Raw genomic sequence first — 18130 nt, forward strand, 5'->3', positions numbered from 1 at the left:
CCGTGTATGGTCGGTTGAATCAGGGCAACGCCGTCCCGTGGCCGCCGATCGGTGATCGGCGCGCCTTGTCAGGCCGGGTGCTGGTCGCCATATACGGAGGCGCCCTCCGTTTACAAGGGAGGGCGAGAAGAAAAAACAATGGCCGGTCCATCAACAGAAATTGCTCGCAAGCCGCGCGCCGACGCCGTGCGCAATCGCGAGCGCGTGCTGGAGGCGGCGAAGGCCGTGTTCTCGGCCGGCGGCAGCGAGGCGAGCCTCGAGGCCGTCGCGCGCCATGCCGGCGTCGGCATCGGCACGCTGTATCGCCACTTCCCGACCCGCGAGGCGCTGTATGAGGCGGTCTATCGCCGCGAGGTCGAGCAGCTCGGCGACCTTGCCGAGCAGTTGCAGAGCGCGCCCGAGCCGGTCGACGCGCTGCGGCGCTGGCTGCGCGCCAATGTCGAATTCGTCGCCACCAAAAAAGGCATGGTCGCAGCACTTGCGCTGGTCGCGGCCGGCTCGAGCGAGCTGCACGCCTATTCGTTCGACCGCCTGACCAAGGCCATCGGCACCCTGCTGGCGCGCGCGGTCGCGGCCGGCGCGATCCGCAACGACATCAGCGCCGAGGACGTGCTGCGCGCGCTGATCGGCATGTGCTACATGCACGACCAGCCGGGCTGGCAGACCACGGCGCTCAGGTTGCTTGATGTGTTCGTGGACGGGTTGCGGGTACGGCCGATGACGGAATCCCGCAAGCCGAAACCGGAACGAAAGAAAGCCAGCCTCAAAACATCGCGCTAGTTGCTGGTGCGATCGCATGAGCGAAGCGACATGCGGGACGAGCGGCCCCGGATATCGCTGCGCGCATCCGGGCTACGCCCGTGGGGCCACGAAATACGTTCACGCCGCCATATTGAAGAGAACGCCGAGCGGCAGCCGGGGTCCTGCCGGATTGATATGAAGCACGGCATCGATCGTGCGTGCGGCCGGGGATGACGGCTTCATCCAGTCCAGATGATCCGCGAGCCAGGATCGCGGCTCCCCGGCGAGCGCGATCGCCGTTACCCAGGTAGCAAGCGGATTGTCGCGAGCCAGCGCCTGTTCACGGCCGGGAATGGTGGCGCCGGCCACGCCCATCAGATGATGCAGCACCGCCTTCGCGAGCAGGTCATCGAAACATCCGTCATCGCACCGCTCGCTCCCCGCGGCATCGATCGCAAACAGCGCGTCGGCTTCGGCGCGGCTGACCGAATCCCCGGTGCGGCCGGCAACGCAGAGAATGCGCGCGCATAACGCGGCGTCAGCGGCGTCGATCGTTCGCGAGAAATGCGCCCGGCCGGCCACAGTGGGTCCCTCGCCGGCAATGATGTCGCAACACACCAGCGCGAGCGCCGCGGCGCTGCGTGCCGCAGCGTCGGACGTTGACCTCGCGATTTCGGCGACAAGATCGTCCGCGCCGCGGGGTTCACGCGGGGACAGTTCAGACTCCGGGCCACGCATCGATCGCTCTGCTGTTGATTGCAAGTGGCGGCGCTCAAGGACGCCCGGTGCGCGGCCACAGCCACCGCATGATGATCGCGTGCGGCGTTCGCCGGCTGCGCGGCAAATCGTGCCGCTGCAGCGCCGCCGTTGCAAAGGCCGCTGCCTGCTCGCCGGAGTGCCGTTTCTCGCGCGCCAGCGTCATCCATTCGCGAATAACCGCGCGTCGTACCTTGGACATCGGAGTTTCCCTTCGGGACCCGAGCGGGATGACTCTTCTTCGAATCGTCATCCCGCTCTATCTCTTTGCTTTGAGCATGATCTTTTCGGAAAACCGCTACACACTTTTCCAGATCATGCTCTAGCGGCGTTTGCCGTTGCGCAATCAGCAGCGCGTCAGGCCGCCAGCTGCAACGGATGGGCCTGCGACCTCCGCGCCGACAGCGCGCAACCGTATTGATGCACGATGCCCTGCTCGACGACGAAGCCGCGCCGCTCCAGCGAGGCGCGCAGGCTCTGGTTGGCCGCGGCCTTCTGTGCGTCGACCCAGACCACCAGCACCGCACGGGCGTTGAGGAAATTCGCCAGCCAGTCCAGTGCCGGCTCAAGCGCAGGAAGGGTGCGGCGCCGCCAATCGACCAAAGCGGCATCGTACTGGCCGGCCGGACGGCCGCAATTGCCGGTCGCTGCGGCGCGCAGATAGCCGCGCCGTTGCAGCTCGAACATCAACTCCATGCTCTTCGAGCCGGCCACGACAATGCGCTGCTGGGTCGTGCAACCGGCCAGCGCGATCATCGGCTCGATGATCCGGTCGCCGGCGGTAATCTGAAGCGAAGACGACATCACCTGTTCCCGTTCGCGCTCGCACGTGCGGCCGAGCCTCGGCGGCCTGGCGTCCGCGGGGCGCTTGCATCGGGCTCAATATCTTCAGAGCGGGATATGAATTCGAGAGCGCTGCAAGCTCCGCCGCATATGAACCGCATAAGCCCGCACAAGTGTGCTGAAGTGAACAGACTGGACGGCGATAATCTCGTTTGATGCCGGTATTGCAAACTAGTGAATATTCATGATCCAGCCCGGCCGTCGTGCCGGGCTGTTTCGCGATGATGCAACAAGAAGCCCCGCTCGAGACGGGGCGCCTGTGACCATGCGGATTCGTTCGCATTCGACCGGACGGGGGCGGCTGATGCACCGCCCTGACGAGGCCGTCAACGCGACCGATAGATATCCGGGCGAACAACTTCTATGAAACGGGATGGATTGCCGAGCGCTTCGAAGCCGAATTGGCGGTACAATCCGTGCGCGTCCGACGTCAGGAGCAGGAGGCGCCTCAGGCCTGGCAGGTCCTCATGCTCGACAACGCAACGCATCAGCCACTTCGACAGACCCTTGCCGCGATGTCCCTCCAGGATGAACACGTCGGCAAGCAGTGCGAAAGTCGATTTGTCGGTGACGACACGCGCAAGGCCAACTTGCGCAGCACCGTGATAGACGCCAAAGCAGAGCGAATTCTCGATCGCGCGCTCGACGATCGATCTTGCCCGGCGACCAATAGCTCTGCTCTGCCAGGAACGTATGAATCACATCCAGGTTCAGGCGGCGTGCATCGGTCGACATCTCGTATCCGGCAACGGTCTGCTGCGTCTGCATTCACTTTGCTTCCTTCGATGAAGCCGGCACACCGGCAATACCGGTATCCGCGCGTGGGACGGCGTCTGGAAAACGCCGTTACCCGAACCGGTGATCGTAGCGCTTGATCGACAGCTCCTTGGTGTCGATCTCGGGCTTCTTGCCGGAGAGCATGTCCGCGAGCACCCGGCCCGAGCCGCAGGCCATGGTCCAGCCGAGCGTGCCGTGGCCGGTGTTGAGGTGCAGATTGGCAAAGCGCGTCGCGCCGATCACCGGCGGGCCGTCCGGGGTCATCGGGCGCAGGCCGCACCAGAAGGTGGCCTTGGGAAGATCGCCGCCGCGCGGGAACAGATCGGTCAGCGAATGGTCCAGCGTCGCGCGCCGCGCGGCGTAGAGTTTGGTCGAATAGCCCGAGATCTCGGCGGTGCCGCCGACGCGGATGCGATCGCCGAGCCGAGTGATCGCGACCTTGTAGCTCTCGTCCATCACGGTCGATTCAGGCGCGCCGGCGGCGTCCTTGATCGGCACCGTGATCGAATAGCCCTTCACCGGATAGACCGGCAGCGAGATGCCGAGCGGCCGCACCAGATGCGGCGAGTAGCTGCCGAGCGCCAGCACATAGGCATCGGCGGTCATCATGCCGGCGCTGGTCGCAACGCCGGTGATGCGGGTCGCGTCCGCATTCAGACCGTCGATGCCGACGTTGAAGCTGAAGCGGACGCCGATCTTCTCGGCTTCCAGCGCCAACGCCTGCGTGAACATGTGGCAGTCGCCGGTCTCGTCATGCGGCAGCCGCAGCCCGCCGGCGAATTTCTGCTTCACAGAGCCGAGCGCAGGCTCGGCTTTGATGCAGCCCTCGCGGTCGAGCACCTCGAACGGCACGCCATATTGCTTGAGCACCGCGATGTCATCGCCGGTATGATCGAGCTGGGCCTGCTCGCGAAACAGCTGCAGCGTGCCGCGTGCGCGCTCGTCATAGCGGATGCCGATGTCATTGCGCAGCGCCTGCAGGCAGTCGCGGCTGTATTCCGCGATCGGGATCATCCGGCTCTTGTTCACCGCGTAGCGCGAGGTGGTGCAGTTGCGCAGCATCTTCAGAAGCCACAGCCACATCACGGGATCGAGCTTCGGGCGGATCACCAGCGGGCCGTGCTTCATCAGCAGCCACTTCACCGCCTTCACCGGCACGCCGGGACCGGCCCAGGGCGACGAATAGCCCGGCGACACTTCGCCGGCATTGGCGAACGACGTTTCCAGCGCGGGCTTCGGCTGACGGTCGATCACCGTCACCTCGTGGCCGGCGCGCGCAAGGTAATAGGCCGAGGTGACGCCGATCACGCCACTGCCGAGAACAAGAACCTTCACTTTTCCTCACATCCTGCAGCAACAAACGCAATCGCCGCTGCGAAACCACTCTGCTCCGCAACGGCGACAGCAATTTGTAGAGCTAGCGACGAATAGCTAGCAATTATCAGGCCACGCGCTTGATGGCATCGCTCAGGATCGAGACCATGTCGTCGATATGCTTCTTCTCGACGATCAAGGGCGGCGACACCGCGAGCGAGTCGCCGCTCATGCGCAGATAAAGCCCGCTGTTGAAGCAGTCGACCATGAGGTCGTAGCCGCGCGCGGCGACGACACCATCGCGCGGCGCGACTTCGACCGCGCCCATCAGGCCAATATTGCGGATGTCGACGACGTTCGGCAGTCCCTTCAGCGAATGCAGGCCATCGCGGAAATAATCGGCAAACTGCGCGCCGCGCGTCAGCAGGCCTTCATCCTTGTAGATGTCGAGCGTGGCAATACCGGCGGCGCAGGCCACCGGATGCGCCGAATAGGTGTAGCCGTGGAACAGCTCGATCATGCCCTCGGGGCCGGTCATCAGCGCGTCATGGATCTGACGGGTTGCGAACACCGCGCCGCAGGGCACGCTGCCATTGGTGATGCCCTTGGCGGTGGTCATCATGTCGGGCGTCACGCCGAAGAAGTTGGCGGCGAACGGCGTGCCGAGGCGGCCGAAGCCGGTGATGACCTCGTCGAAGATCAGGAGGATGCCGTGCTTGGTGCAGAGCTCGCGCAGCCGCTGCAGATAATTCTTCGGCGGCGGCAGCACCGCGGTCGAGCCCGGCACCGGCTCGACGATCACGGCGGCGATGGTGTCGGCGCCATGCAGCGCCACCATTCGTTCGACGTCATCGGCAAGCTCGGCGCCGTGATCCGGCATGTCCTTGGCGAAGGCGTTGCGCGCCATATCATGGGTATGGCGGATATGGTCGACACCAGGCAGATGGGTCGCGAACTGGCGGCGGTTGGCGACCATGCCGCCGACCGACATGCCGCCGAAGCCGACGCCATGATAGCCGCGCTCGCGGCCGATCAGGCGGGTACGGGTCGGCTGGCCGGCGGCGCGATGATAGGCCAGCGCGATCTTGAGCGCGGTGTCGACCGATTCAGAGCCCGAATTGGTGAAGAAGATGCGATCCAGCCCCTTCGGGGCGATCTCGGCGAGGCGCTCGGCGAAATCGAACGCCAGCGGGTGGCCCATGTTGAAGGAGGGCGCGAAGTCCAGCGTGGTCAGCTGCCGCTCGACCGCGGACGCGATCTGCGGGCGGCCATGGCCGGCGTTGACGCACCAGAGACCGGCGGAGCCGTCGATCACCTGCCGGCCGTCGACCGAGGTGTAGTACATGCCCTTGGCGGAGGAGAACAGCCGCGGCGCTTTCTTGAACTGCCGGTTGGCCGTGAACGGCATCCAGAGCGATTCGGTCTTGATGGTGTTCGGAATCTGATGAACGGTCACGGCGCGCTCCATTGCTGACGATGCCTAGTCGGACCACTCTTCCCGGCACTCAACAAGTCCTTTTCTGTCGCACGGCAAGCCATTGATCTTGTTGAGGCGGTCTGCGAAGATTTGTTCGATCCGCAACACCTGCAACAGCGATTTTGCCAAAGGGACTGTCATGAGCGTCGACATCGGCGGGCGGCTGCGATTCATCCGTGCGCGGCACAAGCTGTCGCAGCGCGAACTCGCCAAGCGCTCCGGCGTGACCAATTCGACGATTTCGCTGATCGAATCCAACCAGATGAACCCGTCGGTCGGCGCGCTGAAGCGCATCCTCGACGGCATCCCGATGGGGCTCGCCGAATTCTTCGCGATCGAGCCGGAGCGGCCGCGCAAGGCATTCTACCGCGCCGACGAGCTGACCGAGATCGGCAAGAAGCCGATCTCTTACCTCCAGATCGGCGACAGCCTGTTCGGCCGGGCGTTGCAGATCCTGAAGGAGCGCTACGAGCCAGGCAGCGACACCGGCCGGGTGCCGCTGGTGCATGAGGGCGAGGAAGGCGGCATCGTGGTGTCGGGCCGGCTCGAGGTCACGGTCGACGACGAGCGTCGGGTACTCAACGCCGGCGACGCCTATTATTTCGAAAGCCGCCGCCCGCACCGCTTCCGCTGCATCGGCGCCAAGCCGTGCGAGGTGATCTCGGCCTGCACGCCGCCGACATTTTGAACCGGGCGCGGGCGGCCGGCGACCCAAGGCGCAAGGGCCGCATGCCGCGGCCTTGCAGGTTATCGCCCATGCCTTGCTCCCCACGGCTCGTAGCTATCTCAGCGGCCATCACGGTCCTGGCGTCCAGTCCGTCCATTGCGATGGACGATTATCTGCGCGCATCGAGCAGCGCGCCGACCGCGATCAGGCTGTGCGGCGATACCGGCGACAGCACGATCAAGACCGCCGACTGCACGAAGGCCGGTTATGACAAGCTCGTGGCGCAGATCGACAAGGCATTCGATGCGGCGCTGGCAAAGATGCCGGCCAACATCAAGCCGCTGCTGAAGCGCGACCAGGCCTGGTTCAACGAGATGATCATCGACGCCGCGGAGGTCATGGCCGACGCCGATGCGGACGAGCTAAAAGAGAGTTTCGCCGAGGCCCTGCGCCGCCGCGCCGCAGCGCTTGACGGAATGGCATCCGGCCGGCCGGGCCTCGCCGGCAGCTGGGTCAACGCGTTCGGCAACATCACGCTGACGCCGGCCGAAGCCGGCGCCTATCGCCTCGCCGCCGATCTGCGAGGCGACTATGGCGGCGACCGGCGGCGGACTTGCAAGCTGACCGCGCTGGTCAAGCCTGCCGCGAGCGGCTGGCTGTCCGGCCCCGCACTCACCGACCCGGCCAAGACCGCCGAAACCGCAAAGCCACCGTCGTTGAAGGTCCGCCGCCAGGGAGAGAGCTTGCGCATCGTTGCGATCCTGGGCGACGACGAGGGCGGCCTCGCCGCATGCGAATCCATGGGGCAGATCACCGGCAGCTATTTTGCCGCCGGCAAGGACGCGGCATCCGACAAGGCCGATACCACTTTCGTCACCCCGACCTTCGACTGCACCAGGCCGGAGACCGCGACCGATGAGGAAATCTGCGCCGACCCTGATTTGGCCGACAATGACCAGCGCCTGAACCGGGCCTGGAAAGCTTTGCAGCCGCGGCTCGACGAGCCAACGCGGCGCGCGCTGATCGACGACCAGCGCAACTGGGTGAAGAGCCAGACTGAGGAGTATCCGGAATTCCTGCATCCCGCCTGGGAGAAGCAGACCTCGCAGGTGCACGACACCGTCGGTGCCCGCGACCATGTCGACGGATTGCAGCGCGAACGCCTCGCGCTGCTCGAAGGCTTTGACGACAAGCGCAATGGGCTCGCCGGCATCTGGCTCGCCTATAACGCCGTCATCAAGGTCACCGCCGACAGCGACGGCACCCTGAGCGCCACGGGATGGAAGTGGGACCAGGGCGACTGGAAGGCCGGCTGCGACTACGACATGACGGGCAAGATCGTGGCCGGCGTGTTTCGCTCCGACGAGCGGCGCAAGAACCCCGATACGCTCGAGCGCGACCACGCCATGCTGATCGTCAACCGGATGGACGACGTCTTCGCCAAAAAGCGCACCGGCAAGGACGGCGCCGAGGATAGCGCCGACGAGGCAAAATGCCGGCGCCGGCTCGACATCTCCTCGACCGCGCGGCTGTTTCCCGCCCGCCCGTCGCCGGACATCGACAAATTCAAGGGCGCGATCCGCTAAAGCGCGGACAGCGTCACAGATCGCGCGTCTGCCGGTCGCCCCACGCAATGACGATTGCAATAGTGGCGAACATCGCGGTGACGGCGATCATGACAAGGATGGTGTCGAGGGGCATGGGTCGTCTCCTGCATATGATGGAGAGACCTAGCGCGCTCACGCGCGCATCGCCTTGTGCTGGATCAAAAAGCCGGCGCCGCAGCGTCAGCTCGCGCCGCTCAGCTTGAGCCGTTCGAGGTCGAGCAGCCGCACACCATCGGGCACGATCAGCACCACCTTCTCGCGCGCAAGCCGGGTCAGGGTGCGGCTCACCGTCTCGATGGTGAGACCGAGATAGTCGGCGATGTCCTGCCGGCTCATCGGCAGCGGCACGGTGACGGACATGCTTCCGATCCGGGCGTGTCGCGTCTGCATGTTGAGCAGAAACGCGGCGATCTTTTCCTCGGCACTGCGCCGCCCGAGCAGCAGCATCTGGTCCTGCGCCAGGCTGAGTTCGTGCCCGGCGAATTCATGCAGGCGGCGCAGCAGATGCGGCTTGCCGTCGACATAGGCAAGGAACGTCGATCGCGCGAAACGGCACACCGCGACCTGGCTCACCGCCTCCGCGGTGACGCCGTAGCGGTCCTGCAGCGCAAGTCCGAGGAAGTCGCCCGGCAGTGCGAAACCGACGATCTGGCGGCGGCCGTCGGGCAATGACTTGTACAGCCGCACGACCCCGTCGGTGACGTTGAACACGCTCCCCGCCGGCGCACTCTGCTCGAACAGCGTCGTTCTTGCCGGGACCTGCTTGGCCTGGCTGATCCGGTCGAGCTCCTCGAGCTCGGACGGCTCCAGTGCAGCGCAGACGCTGAACAGCCTGACCTTGCAGTCCTCGCAGCCATTGGTGGCGCGGCCGTGCATGCAGTCGCACGGCGTCGTGCCGGCACACGAATCCTGCAGTGGTTCGGCGATGCTCATGGCTTCGGGGGTCCGCATGGTTTCGATGTCGACACTATCAGCCGCGATTTGATCTGGATCAACCGCCGGGGTCATTGATGCAGATCAATGCTGCGCCGCCCGTTCCCCAGCAATTTCGTCCGTGTTCGGGGAAACCGACGATGAACGAGCATTTCCAAGCACTTCCGATCGACCATCAGGACGCCATCGCGGCCTATCCGCTGGTGTTCATGCATGATGCCAGTATTACCACGCAGCAATGGCTGCGGTTCGTGCGCCGGCGCAGCCGCGGCAGCTCGCTCCAGACCGGGCTGATCGCGATCCGCGATCGCCGCGGCGTCATCCATGCCCTGTTCAGCTACCGCGTCGATAGCGACCTGCGCGTCCGCAAGCGGCTCAGCATCAGCGACCTGATCGTCGCCCATCTGCCCGGCTCACGGATCGACGACGCGGTGTCGAGCGTCGTGGCCGACGTTTCGGCGCAGCACGGCTGCCAGATCGTCACCATAGAGCGGCCCTTCGCGACGCCCTCAGCGCGGCGGACCGGATGCCCGACCGCCGAGGCGCTGCTGCGCCGCAACCGGCGCGTCAACTGACATCGCTCCTCAATCTGGATGGGTGCACGCCCGATAACGGGCGGCAGCTTCGTTCGAACCGGAGGCGATCCGGAAAGACCAATCCATAACAGCCCGACGTCCCGCCCCGCGGAGTGCATCACCATGTCCGGCCGAAACGGCATCCTGTCGCGCCTGATCGTCGCGGCATTCGTGCTGTGCATCGGCACCGCCGTTCAGGCCGAGAAGCGGGTCGCACTGGTGATCGGCAATTCCGCCTATCGGAGCGCGCCGAAGCTGCCGAACCCGGCCGGCGATGCCAGGCTGGTCTCGGACACGCTGTCGTCGCTCGGCTTCCTCGTGGTCGGCGGCGGCGCGCAGGTCGACCTGACCAAAACCGGCTTCGACGATGTGCTGCAGGCTTTCGGCCGCGAACTGGTCGGCGCCGACGTGGCGCTGTTCTATTATGCCGGCCACGGCGTCGAGACCCACGGCCTGAATTATCTGGTGCCGGTCGACGCCGATCCCGCCAACGAGGGTGACGTGTTCATGCAGGGCATCGCCATGGCCGGCGTGCTCGACCAGATGGAGAAATCCGGCGCCAGGATCAATCTCGTGCTGCTCGATGCCTGCCGCAACAATCCGTTTCGCGATCGCGGCGTGCGCTCCGCCACCGGCGGGCTGGCGCAGATGCAGGCGCCGGCGGGCACGCTGATCTCGTTTGCGACCCAGCCGCGCAGCGTCGCGCTCGATGGTGACAACGGCCACAGCCCCTATACGCGCGCGCTGGCCGCCACCATGCGGCATCAGGGCTATGGCCTGTTCAGGACCTTCAACGAGGTCGGGCTTGCGGTGGAGAAGGCAACCCATGGCCGGCAATTGCCCTGGGTCGCCGCCTCGCCGATCGCAGACCGGTTCTATTTTTCCGGCGAGCCAGCGGTGGCCAGGGAAACCGAGCCTGCACGGGATGCCGGACTAGCGGCCAGGCCGCCGCGCGGCGTCCCGCGCTGACGCACGCGACACCTTTGTCGCTTGCAGCGGAAACCGGCCTGGGGTGTCATGCGTAACAGCAGGTATCCGAGATGGAACCCCGCATGCGCGCGATCGCACTCATTGCCGCCATTCTGTTCGCCCTCGTCTCATCAGTTGCCGCCGACGACGTTGGTGCCGCGCAGGACGTGATCCGCGCCCAGGAGCAGGCGTTCGGCCGCGACGATGCCGCTTCCGCCTATTCCTATGCCGCGCCCGCGATCCGGCAGATCTTTCCGCAGCCCGACATCTTCATGTCGATGGTGCAGAGCCAGTACGCGCCGGTCTATCGCCACAGGAGCTTCGAGTTCGGCGCGGCGCAGAGCGACGGCGACCGGATCGCGCAACGCGTCCATATCGTCGATGCAAATGGCGAGGCGTGGGAGGCACTCTACACGCTGGAGCGGCAGGCGGACGGCAGTTTGAAGATCACCGGCTGCTCGCTGCTGAAAGCCGGCCAGGCGGTGTGATCTGATGCAGCAAAGCTACGCCAGCGCCAGCCGCTGCCGCGCCCGCATCAGAAGCAGCAGGATGATGCTGACATTGAGCAGGTTCCAGGCGAGGCCATTGGTGAAGGCCGCGGCGTAAGAGCCGGTGGCGTCGAAGATCACGCCTGAGATCCAGCCGCCAAAGGACATGCCGAACACCGAGGCGAAGATCACGATGCCGATCCGGGTCGCGGCCTCCGACGCCGGCATCGCCTCGCGCACGATGATGGCATAGCTCGGCACGATGCCGCCCTGGAACAGGCCGAACATCGCGGAGATGACGTAGAGCGAGGTCAGGCTGTCGAAGAACAGATAGAACAACAGCGCCGAGCCCTGCGCGATCGAGCCGATCAGCAAGGTGCGGATGCCGCCGATCCGGTCGGCGAGGAAGCCGGAGCCGATCCGGCTGATGATGCCGAAGCCGAGCATCAGCGACAGCATCTCGGCACCGCGCGCCACGCCGTAGCCGAGATCGCCGCAATAGGCGACGATGTGGACCTGCGGCATCGACATCGCCACGCAGCAGGAGATCGACGCGAGCGCCAGGATCGCGGTCAGCGCGTTGGTGGAAAGCCGCAGATCGACCCGCGGCGGCGCCGCGTTGACATGGCTGCGCCTGACAGCCGCGCCCATCAACAGCCGCAGCACCATTAGCGCGAGCGTCATCGCGATCGCGGTGAAGATGCCGATCGCAACATGGGTGGTGCGCCAGCCGACGCTCTGCATGCCGAAATTGACCAGCGGCGGCCACACCGTGCCGCCGACATAATTGCCGCTGGCGGCGATCGCGACCGCCAGCCCCCGGTAGCGCTCGAACCAGTGCGACGCCTCCGCCATCAGCGGGCCGAAGGTCGCGGCCGACGACAGGCCGATGGCGAAATGCAGCAGGATGAAGGCCCAGATCGACGGCGCGTAGCCGGCGCCGACATAGCCGAGGCCGAGGATGCCGATTCCGGCGCCGATCGCCGCGACGATGCCGTAGCGGTCGCTGATCTTGCCGGTCACGACCTGGCCGATGCCGAAGCCGAGCATCACCATGGTGAAGGCGAGCGAGGCCGTTCCGCGGGTGGCGCCGAAGTCGGTCTGCACCACCGGCAGCGCCACCACCACGGACCACATGCCGACGCTGCCGAGCGAGCCGATCGCCACGGCCACAGCAAGGCGCAGCCACGCCCGGCGCGAGTCGGGAATGAACGTTGCGACTTCAGGGGAAAATTCAGAAGAAATTGCCACGGCAAGCGGAACTTCGTCGGCATTTGCCTCCGGGTCAAGCCACATTGCCGAGAGATTAGGCATGCGCCAGCAACGGGACGCGCACCCGCGCCGGCATGTGAGACGGATCAGTTCCCGAAATTGGGATCCTGCGACTGGAATGCGCCGCACTTCGCGTGCCTGGCGAACCGCTGGTCGAAGTCGACGGTGCCGCCGGCGACGGGAATCCGGGTCGGCGGCAGGCCACGGAGGTATTGATCGACGGTCACGGTCTTCTCGTCGGCGCTCAGGGTGACGCGCACCGGCTCGAGCGGCTTGCCCTTGTTCACATCCGTCAGGTCCAGCGTGTAGTAGCCAATCACCGATTGTCCGCCCCGCATATGGCGATCGACCGATAGCGGCAGATAGACCTCCATCCGGACACCCTCGCCTTCGCAGGCGATCATGCGGATCATCACGGCCTCGGCACCGGGCGGTTTCGCGAACGCCGCGGTCGCAACGCAAAGGGATATGGCCGCGACAAGGCCGCGCCTCACGAACCCGCGCCTGTCAATCATCGCAATGGTGCGGCGCATCTGGTTTGGCATTCGGCATCCACAATGACCTTTACGTTGCATTTGGTCGGCGCCGGGTCCGGCAAGTTCAATTCTCCGGCTCCGCCGGTTCGGGAATATCGCTGGTCGAACGGTGATCCATGCTGATGAAGAAAGCTGCTATAATGCGAACCGGTTCACACTGGCGGCGCGCAACCCGAACTATCATTTCGCCGGGATATCACGCAGTTCGCAAGATAAAGGATCGAAGCGCATACTGTCGGAGGGTCATCATGCATTCGTCGTCTGCAGAGTGGTTGCCCGTTGCGTCAGCACCAGCGGACCGCGAGCTCGAGGTCTGTGTCATCGACTATGACGGCATGGTCCACGCGCTCATGTTCCCGTGCCACCGGGACGGCGCCGAATGGGTCGATCATGCCAGCAGCAAGCACCTCGATATCCAGCCGACGCATTGGCGCAGTTGGATGCGTCCGGCAAATTAGCGCCGTCATGATCGGTCCGGGACGGCCGACGCCGATCTCGCACCGATCCGCATCTTGAGCTAGAATTGCCGCGTGAGGTTCAAGGGTGGGCCAGGAGGCTCGTCATGGAATCACACGTGATCCCTTTCGAAAATCGTTGGACCAACGGCAAGCATGCCTGGCAGTGGCATTGCGAGCTCGAGCGGCTGGGCGTGGCGACAGTCCGGACGATGTATTGCGAGCATGAGACCCACCATCGCGACGAGCTCGCGGTGGTATTCGATGTTCCCGCAGGCTTTGTCCGCGACTGGCTGGCCTTCCACGACCGGCGTGCCGCGCGGCAGCAATTGCTGTGGCGCACCAGCGTCATCACCCTCGGCCTGATCGCCGCATCAGGCGTCATGCTCGGTGCTTTCAGATAGAGGCTGCGAACCCCGTCCCCGAACGGCCGAGCCGTCCGCCCGCGCTCCCGGCCGGAAATCCGCCATGCCCGGCGCCTGCGACGACCCGCGCGGCCCCGCAGAGGCACTTATTAACCCTTTGCTAACCATACACCCGGCAAGAATTGCCCAGTGAAGTCGAGTGTCGTCGAACGCGTATAGCGGGTGGAGATCCCCGTGGACGCCAGCGCGGTGCCTCACTTTCGGAACGGCGGCCCTGCGGCCGTCGCGCAGACGCTTGGCGGCCGCGGCCGCCAGTCGCGGGGGAGAGCGGCTACCATGGTCGACGTCACGGCGGGTCAGGGCACGGCAGGCAAGAGCGGATTGCCGAGCCTCGGCGAGATCGGCGAGATCCTGAAGCGCGGCGATATCGCGCTGGCGATCGGCGTCCTCACCATCCTGGTGGTGCTGATCCTGCCGCTGCCCTCGATCGTGCTCGACCTGTTCCTGGCGGTCTCGATTACGATCTCGATCCTGATCCTGATGACCTCGCTGTTCATCCAGGCGCCGCTGGAATTCTCGTCGTTTCCGACCATCCTCTTGATCTCGACCATGATGCGGCTGTCGCTGAACATGGCCTCGACCCGGCTGATCCTGAGCCACGGTCATGAGGGCACGGCGGCGGCCGGCCACGTCATCGAGGCGTTCGGCAACTTCGTGATGGGCGGCAACTTCGTGATCGGCATCATCGTGTTCGCGATCCTGGTGATCGTGAACTTCGTGGTCATCACCAAGGGTTCGGGCCGCATCGCCGAAGTCGCGGCGCGCTTTCAACTGGACTCGATGCCCGGCAAGCAGATGGCGATCGACGCCGACCTGTCCGCCGGCCTGATCGACGAGAAAGCGGCCAAAGAACGCCGCAAGGCGCTGGAAGACGAGAGCGGCTTCTTCGGCGCCATGGACGGTGCCTCGAAATTCGTCCGCGGCGACGCCATCGCCGGCCTTTTGATCGTCGGCATCAACATCGTCGGCGGCATCATCATCGGCGTCGCCCAGCAGGGCCTCTCCTTCAGCGAAGCCGCCCGCACCTATACCGTGCTGACGGTCGGCGACGGCCTCGTCACCCAGGTGCCCGCGCTGATCGTTTCGACCGCCGCGGGCCTGCTCGTCTCCAAGGCCGGCATCACCGGCGCCGCCGACAAGGCGCTGATGCGCCAGCTCTCCGGCTATCCGCAGGCGCTCGGCATGTCGGCCGGCGTCATGCTGATGCTGGCGCTGCTGCCGGGCATTCCGACGCTGCCGTTCCTGGCGCTGGGCTCCGGCGCCGCGGCGCTGGCCTGGAACGCGCGCAAACACAAGCGGGCGGCGAAGGCCGCCGAGGCCGCCGAAGCCGCCGCCCCCGCTGCGGCCGCGGCCGCGGCAGCCGCCGCCGCGGAGGAGCCGATCGCCGCCGCGCTGAAGATCGACGACCTCAAGATCGAGCTCGGCTACGCGCTGCTGCCGCTGGTCAACGGACCCGACGGCACCGACCGCCTCACCGAGCAGATCAAGGCGCTGCGCCGCTCGCTCGCGATCGAGATGGGCTTTGTGATGCCGGCGGTGCGCATCCTCGACAATGTGCAGCTCGAGGCCAACAGCTACGTCATCAAGATCAAGGAAGTCGACGCCGGCACCGGCAAGATCTGGCCGAGCCAGTTCATGGTCATGGACCCCGCCGGCAACCAGGTACAGCTGCCCGGCATCCACACCATCGAGCCGACCTTCGGCCTGCCGGCGACCTGGGTCGATGCCGGCCTGAAGGAAGAGGCCGCGCTGAAGGGCTACACCGTGGTCGACGCCGCCACCGTGCTGTCGACGCATCTGACCGAGCTGCTCAAGACCAACATGGCGGACCTGCTGTCCTATGGCGAGGTGCAGAAGCTGCTGAAGGACCTGCCGAAGGAGCAGGGCGAGCTGATCAAGGACATCGTGCCGAGCCAGGTCACGATGTCGGGCATCCAGCGCGTGCTGCAGCTGCTGCTCGCCGAGCGCATCTCGATCCGCGATCTCTCGACCATCCTCGAAGGCATCGCCGACGCGCTGGCGTTCTCGCGCAATCCGTCCGCCATGGTCGAGCATGTCCGGGCCCGGCTGGCGCGGCAGATTTGCGCCCAGAACACCTCGCCAAACGGCTATCTGCCGCTGATCGCGCTGTCGGCGCGCTGGGAGCAGGCGTTTGCCGAGTCGATCGTCGGTCAGGGCGACGACCGCAGCCTGGCGATGCAGCCTTCAAAGCTATCGGAGTTCATGACCGCCGTGCGCAACGCCTTCGAACAAGCGGCGCGCGAAGGCGAGGCACCGGTGCTGGTGACGTCGGCCGCGATCCGGCCGTTCGTTCGCTCCCTGGTGGAACGTTTCCGCTCGCAGACCACCGTTTTGTCGCAGGCCGAGATCCATCCCCGAGCCCGGCTGAAGACGGTCGGCAGCGTGTAGAGCTTCTTGTTTGACGCGTTTTCTTCACGCGAACCGGCGTCCACTTCGCTCGAAAACGCTCTAGCGGGCGCAAATCATTCGCGTTTTCGCCTGTGTTTTCTCGCCACAGGCAACTGATTTGTGCGGAACTGTCTGGAACGGGCCTATCTTGGTGATCGGCGCCCGACACTCCAGCAAGATACTGATATTACGAGTAATTAATGTTTATCTCGGTGACTCGAGGCGACTTTCGATCGCGGCGGATCACGTCTCATCACCAGCTTGTGATGACCTCTAGGGAACGGAATCGGCAAATCCTACGTTGGTGGGGCACGAGACGTTGAACCGGGCAACAGAGCAGACCGACAGATTAACAGAGCAGGAAGGCGGCAGGAGACTTCCATGAACCACTCGATCTACAGCGCCGATCGTATGACGCACCTGAAGATTGTGGTCGTGGCGTTGTTCGCCGGTATCCTGGTCGCCGGTTTCGGCATCGCGGCGCACAATTCGTCGGACGAGGGTTATACGCAGACGGCGCGGGTCATGAAGGCCGGCAAGCCGGTCGCGATCACAAGCTCGAGCAACTCGCTGGTCCGCTGATCAGCCAGCTCGCTAACAGGAGAGTTTCACGAATTCACGTAGTGTTCTTTACAGCCCCCCAAAGTCGCTGCGTGGATATTTAAGACCCCCAACTACCCCCAAGTTGACTACCGAAAACGCCCGCTCCCCACGGGCGTTTTCTTTTTTGTGCGGATGGCAACAGCGCCGTTCGAGATTGTGCTGATCGCTGAATCGGCAAGAACACTTCAACTCGTCATGCCCGGGCTTGTCCCGGGCATCCACGTCTTGCTCACCTCGGCGGCCCAAAGACGTGGATGGCCGGGACGCGCCCGGCCATGACGGAGAACACCGATATTGCGCTGGGCTTACCGCGGCGTCGAACCCGACGCGCCTGGCACGGTCTCGATCAGCTTGCCGGTGAAGATCGGTGCCGAAGTCGGCTGGCCGTTCGGCGAACCGCCGGCCTGCTCGACGGTCACCGCATAGGTGGCGCCGTTGATCACGTCGGGGTCATAGCCCGACAACACCGGGCGCGCGGTGAAATCATCGGCGCCGATCACGCCGAGCGATCGCGGCTGCGGCAGCTTGTCGGAGATCAGCCACAGCTCAAAACTCTTGCCGGGCTCCGACGGGGCGCCGACCTTGCGGACCGTGAAGTTCTTGGTCGCGCCGTCGATGGTAAGGATGAAGGCGGGTCCGCCATTCTGCCCCTGCAACAGCGCGACATATTGCGCGGACGGCGCGAATGCCGGCGCCGGCGTTTTCACTTCCACGGTCTGGATGCGCGGCTTCGGCCGGATCGCGTTCGGCAAGGCGTCGGGCCGGAAGATCTGCAGGCTGAGCGTCACCAGCAACGCGGCCGCGATCGCAGTCGCAGCCGACGCGATGCCGCGCCAGCGCTTCACGCGGCTCGTCAGCGCGACCACGTTGCTGTCACCGAAGCTGACCCGTGGCCGCCGGATCTCGGTTGGCTGCGGTATCGCCCGCGGCTGCTGCGGCTCGTCCGGATCGAACGCTGAGCCGAATTCGGAATCGTCCATGATCGGCTTCGGTGGCGGCGGTGTCACCGTCGCGGCCGGCGGCTCGGGCAGCACCAGCGGCGCCTGCGGCGCGCTCGCATGGCCGATCGCCGCCTTGATGTTGTCCCAGACCACCGGGCGCGGCTCGACCGAGCCAACCATCTGGTTGAGCGGCCCGAGCCTGAACTCCCAGGCCTGCACGAGGGCTGCGAACTCGCTGTCGACGGCCATCATGGTCTCGACCTGCGCGCGCTCCTCGGCGTCGAGCGTACCGAGCGCATATTCCGCGGCGAGCGCGATATGGTCTTCACTAGTGGCCATCAA

General features: G+C 65.3%; 20 protein-coding genes. 10 read left to right on the forward strand and 10 right to left on the reverse strand.

Annotated elements, in window-relative coordinates; translation table 11 throughout:
• Positions 1 to 138: 138 nt before the first annotated feature.
• Positions 139 to 780, forward strand: coding sequence for a TetR/AcrR family transcriptional regulator (locus tag K359_RS0136355; RefSeq protein ID WP_029083668.1), 642 nt, complete (start codon positions 139 to 141; stop codon positions 778 to 780).
• Positions 781 to 879: 99 nt separating this feature from the next.
• Here the strand turns inward: K359_RS0136355 and K359_RS54060 are convergent, their stop codons facing one another.
• From K359_RS54060 to K359_RS0136390, 6 genes are all read right to left on the reverse strand, one after another.
• Positions 880 to 1479, reverse strand: a complete 600-nt coding sequence (locus K359_RS54060; RefSeq protein ID WP_051346607.1) for a hypothetical protein — start codon at positions 1477 to 1479, stop codon at positions 880 to 882.
• Positions 1480 to 1513: 34 nt separating this feature from the next.
• Complete coding sequence (locus tag K359_RS61925) at positions 1514 to 1699, reverse strand: hypothetical protein (RefSeq protein ID WP_156928842.1); 186 nt, start codon at positions 1697 to 1699, stop codon at positions 1514 to 1516.
• A gap of 155 nt (positions 1700 to 1854) precedes the next feature.
• The gene (locus tag K359_RS0136375; RefSeq protein ID WP_029083669.1) at positions 1855 to 2301 is read right to left on the reverse strand and encodes a hypothetical protein; all 447 of its coding nucleotides are present in this window, start codon (positions 2299 to 2301) and stop codon (positions 1855 to 1857) included.
• A gap of 365 nt (positions 2302 to 2666) precedes the next feature.
• Entirely contained in the window at positions 2667 to 3035 is a 369-nt protein-coding gene (locus K359_RS66335; RefSeq protein WP_198031227.1) for a GNAT family N-acetyltransferase, read from the reverse strand.
• Positions 3036 to 3186: 151 nt separating this feature from the next.
• Entirely contained in the window at positions 3187 to 4452 is a 1266-nt protein-coding gene (locus K359_RS0136385) for a D-amino acid dehydrogenase (protein ID WP_029083670.1), read from the reverse strand.
• A 106-nt stretch (positions 4453 to 4558) separates the two neighbouring features.
• Entirely contained in the window at positions 4559 to 5899 is a 1341-nt protein-coding gene (locus tag K359_RS0136390) for an aspartate aminotransferase family protein (protein ID WP_156928843.1), read from the reverse strand.
• A 148-nt stretch (positions 5900 to 6047) separates the two neighbouring features.
• Between K359_RS0136390 and K359_RS0136400 the strand changes: the two genes are divergently transcribed.
• Together K359_RS0136400 and K359_RS0136405 are read left to right on the forward strand one after the other, a co-directional pair.
• Positions 6048 to 6596, forward strand: coding sequence for a cupin domain-containing protein (locus K359_RS0136400; protein WP_018273259.1), 549 nt, complete (start codon positions 6048 to 6050; stop codon positions 6594 to 6596).
• A 140-nt stretch (positions 6597 to 6736) separates the two neighbouring features.
• Positions 6737 to 8161 carry a lysozyme inhibitor LprI family protein gene (locus tag K359_RS0136405; RefSeq protein WP_029083672.1) on the forward strand — a complete coding sequence of 475 codons (1425 nt, stop codon included), beginning with the start codon at positions 6737 to 6739 and terminating at the stop codon, positions 8159 to 8161.
• A 201-nt stretch (positions 8162 to 8362) separates the two neighbouring features.
• Here the strand turns inward: K359_RS0136405 and K359_RS54070 are convergent, their stop codons facing one another.
• Positions 8363 to 9115: a helix-turn-helix domain-containing protein gene (locus K359_RS54070; protein ID WP_051346612.1), complete on the reverse strand. Its 753-nt coding sequence runs from the start codon at positions 9113 to 9115 to the stop codon at positions 8363 to 8365.
• A gap of 140 nt (positions 9116 to 9255) precedes the next feature.
• Here K359_RS54070 and K359_RS0136420 point away from each other — a divergent pair, with 140 nt between their 5' ends.
• The 3 genes from K359_RS0136420 (at position 9256) to K359_RS0136430 (ending at position 11147) form a co-directional block, all read left to right on the forward strand.
• On the forward strand, positions 9256 to 9690 hold the full coding sequence (locus K359_RS0136420) for a hypothetical protein (RefSeq protein ID WP_029083673.1): 435 nt from the start codon (positions 9256 to 9258) through the stop codon (positions 9688 to 9690).
• Positions 9691 to 9813: 123 nt separating this feature from the next.
• Positions 9814 to 10659 (forward strand): caspase family protein, encoded by an 846-nt coding sequence (locus K359_RS54075; protein ID WP_051346608.1) that lies wholly within the window; start codon positions 9814 to 9816, stop codon positions 10657 to 10659.
• Positions 10660 to 10742: 83 nt separating this feature from the next.
• Entirely contained in the window at positions 10743 to 11147 is a 405-nt protein-coding gene (locus K359_RS0136430; RefSeq protein ID WP_029083674.1) for a DUF4864 domain-containing protein, read from the forward strand.
• Positions 11148 to 11162: 15 nt separating this feature from the next.
• Here K359_RS0136430 and K359_RS0136435 read toward each other — a convergent pair whose 3' ends face one another.
• Entirely contained in the window at positions 11163 to 12443 is a 1281-nt protein-coding gene (locus K359_RS0136435; RefSeq protein ID WP_371261228.1) for an MFS transporter, read from the reverse strand.
• 62 nt (positions 12444 to 12505) lie between these two features.
• Positions 12506 to 12964, reverse strand: a complete 459-nt coding sequence (locus K359_RS0136440; RefSeq protein WP_245284824.1) for a hypothetical protein — start codon at positions 12962 to 12964, stop codon at positions 12506 to 12508.
• A 239-nt stretch (positions 12965 to 13203) separates the two neighbouring features.
• Between K359_RS0136440 and K359_RS61930 the strand changes: the two genes are divergently transcribed.
• From K359_RS61930 to K359_RS0136460, 4 genes are all read left to right on the forward strand, one after another.
• Positions 13204 to 13413: a hypothetical protein gene (locus K359_RS61930; protein ID WP_156928846.1), complete on the forward strand. Its 210-nt coding sequence runs from the start codon at positions 13204 to 13206 to the stop codon at positions 13411 to 13413.
• A 104-nt stretch (positions 13414 to 13517) separates the two neighbouring features.
• A complete protein-coding gene (locus K359_RS0136450) occupies positions 13518 to 13814 on the forward strand; it encodes a hypothetical protein (RefSeq protein WP_029083677.1) in 297 nt (98 codons plus the stop codon).
• A 297-nt stretch (positions 13815 to 14111) separates the two neighbouring features.
• Positions 14112 to 16244: a flagellar biosynthesis protein FlhA gene (gene flhA, locus K359_RS0136455; RefSeq protein WP_029083678.1), complete on the forward strand. Its 2133-nt coding sequence runs from the start codon at positions 14112 to 14114 to the stop codon at positions 16242 to 16244.
• A 381-nt stretch (positions 16245 to 16625) separates the two neighbouring features.
• Positions 16626 to 16826: a hypothetical protein gene (locus K359_RS0136460; protein WP_016848568.1), complete on the forward strand. Its 201-nt coding sequence runs from the start codon at positions 16626 to 16628 to the stop codon at positions 16824 to 16826.
• Positions 16827 to 17152: 326 nt separating this feature from the next.
• Here the strand turns inward: K359_RS0136460 and K359_RS0136465 are convergent, their stop codons facing one another.
• Positions 17153 to 18127: an anti-sigma factor domain-containing protein gene (locus K359_RS0136465; RefSeq protein ID WP_029083679.1), complete on the reverse strand. Its 975-nt coding sequence runs from the start codon at positions 18125 to 18127 to the stop codon at positions 17153 to 17155.
• Positions 18128 to 18130: the final 3 nt, after the last annotated feature.

It is taken from the genome of Bradyrhizobium sp. th-b2 (genome assembly GCF_000426785.1).
In the GTDB taxonomy this organism is placed as follows: Bacteria; Pseudomonadota; Alphaproteobacteria; order Rhizobiales; family Xanthobacteraceae; genus Bradyrhizobium; species Bradyrhizobium septentrionale.

Coding starts and splice junctions, on each gene's coding strand:
- K359_RS0136355 (WP_029083668.1), top strand. CDS start 139: ATGGCCGGTCCATCAACAGAAATTGCTCGCAAGCCGCGCGCCGACGCC.
- K359_RS54060 (WP_051346607.1), bottom strand. CDS start 1,479: ATGCGTGGCCCGGAGTCTGAACTGTCCCCGCGTGAACCCCGCGGCGCG.
- K359_RS61925 (WP_156928842.1), bottom strand. CDS start 1,699: ATGTCCAAGGTACGACGCGCGGTTATTCGCGAATGGATGACGCTGGCG.
- K359_RS0136375 (WP_029083669.1), bottom strand. CDS start 2,301: ATGTCGTCTTCGCTTCAGATTACCGCCGGCGACCGGATCATCGAGCCG.
- K359_RS0136390 (WP_156928843.1), bottom strand. CDS start 5,899: ATGGAGCGCGCCGTGACCGTTCATCAGATTCCGAACACCATCAAGACC.
- K359_RS0136400 (WP_018273259.1), top strand. CDS start 6,048: ATGAGCGTCGACATCGGCGGGCGGCTGCGATTCATCCGTGCGCGGCAC.
- K359_RS0136405 (WP_029083672.1), top strand. CDS start 6,737: ATGGACGATTATCTGCGCGCATCGAGCAGCGCGCCGACCGCGATCAGG.
- K359_RS54070 (WP_051346612.1), bottom strand. CDS start 9,115: ATGAGCATCGCCGAACCACTGCAGGATTCGTGTGCCGGCACGACGCCG.
- K359_RS0136420 (WP_029083673.1), top strand. CDS start 9,256: ATGAACGAGCATTTCCAAGCACTTCCGATCGACCATCAGGACGCCATC.
- K359_RS54075 (WP_051346608.1), top strand. CDS start 9,814: ATGTCCGGCCGAAACGGCATCCTGTCGCGCCTGATCGTCGCGGCATTC.
- K359_RS0136430 (WP_029083674.1), top strand. CDS start 10,743: ATGCGCGCGATCGCACTCATTGCCGCCATTCTGTTCGCCCTCGTCTCA.
- K359_RS0136435 (WP_371261228.1), bottom strand. CDS start 12,443: ATGTGGCTTGACCCGGAGGCAAATGCCGACGAAGTTCCGCTTGCCGTG.
- K359_RS0136440 (WP_245284824.1), bottom strand. CDS start 12,964: ATGCCAAACCAGATGCGCCGCACCATTGCGATGATTGACAGGCGCGGG.
- K359_RS61930 (WP_156928846.1), top strand. CDS start 13,204: ATGCATTCGTCGTCTGCAGAGTGGTTGCCCGTTGCGTCAGCACCAGCG.
- K359_RS0136450 (WP_029083677.1), top strand. CDS start 13,518: ATGGAATCACACGTGATCCCTTTCGAAAATCGTTGGACCAACGGCAAG.
- flhA (WP_029083678.1), top strand. CDS start 14,112: ATGGTCGACGTCACGGCGGGTCAGGGCACGGCAGGCAAGAGCGGATTG.
- K359_RS0136460 (WP_016848568.1), top strand. CDS start 16,626: ATGAACCACTCGATCTACAGCGCCGATCGTATGACGCACCTGAAGATT.
- K359_RS0136465 (WP_029083679.1), bottom strand. CDS start 18,127: ATGGCCACTAGTGAAGACCATATCGCGCTCGCCGCGGAATATGCGCTC.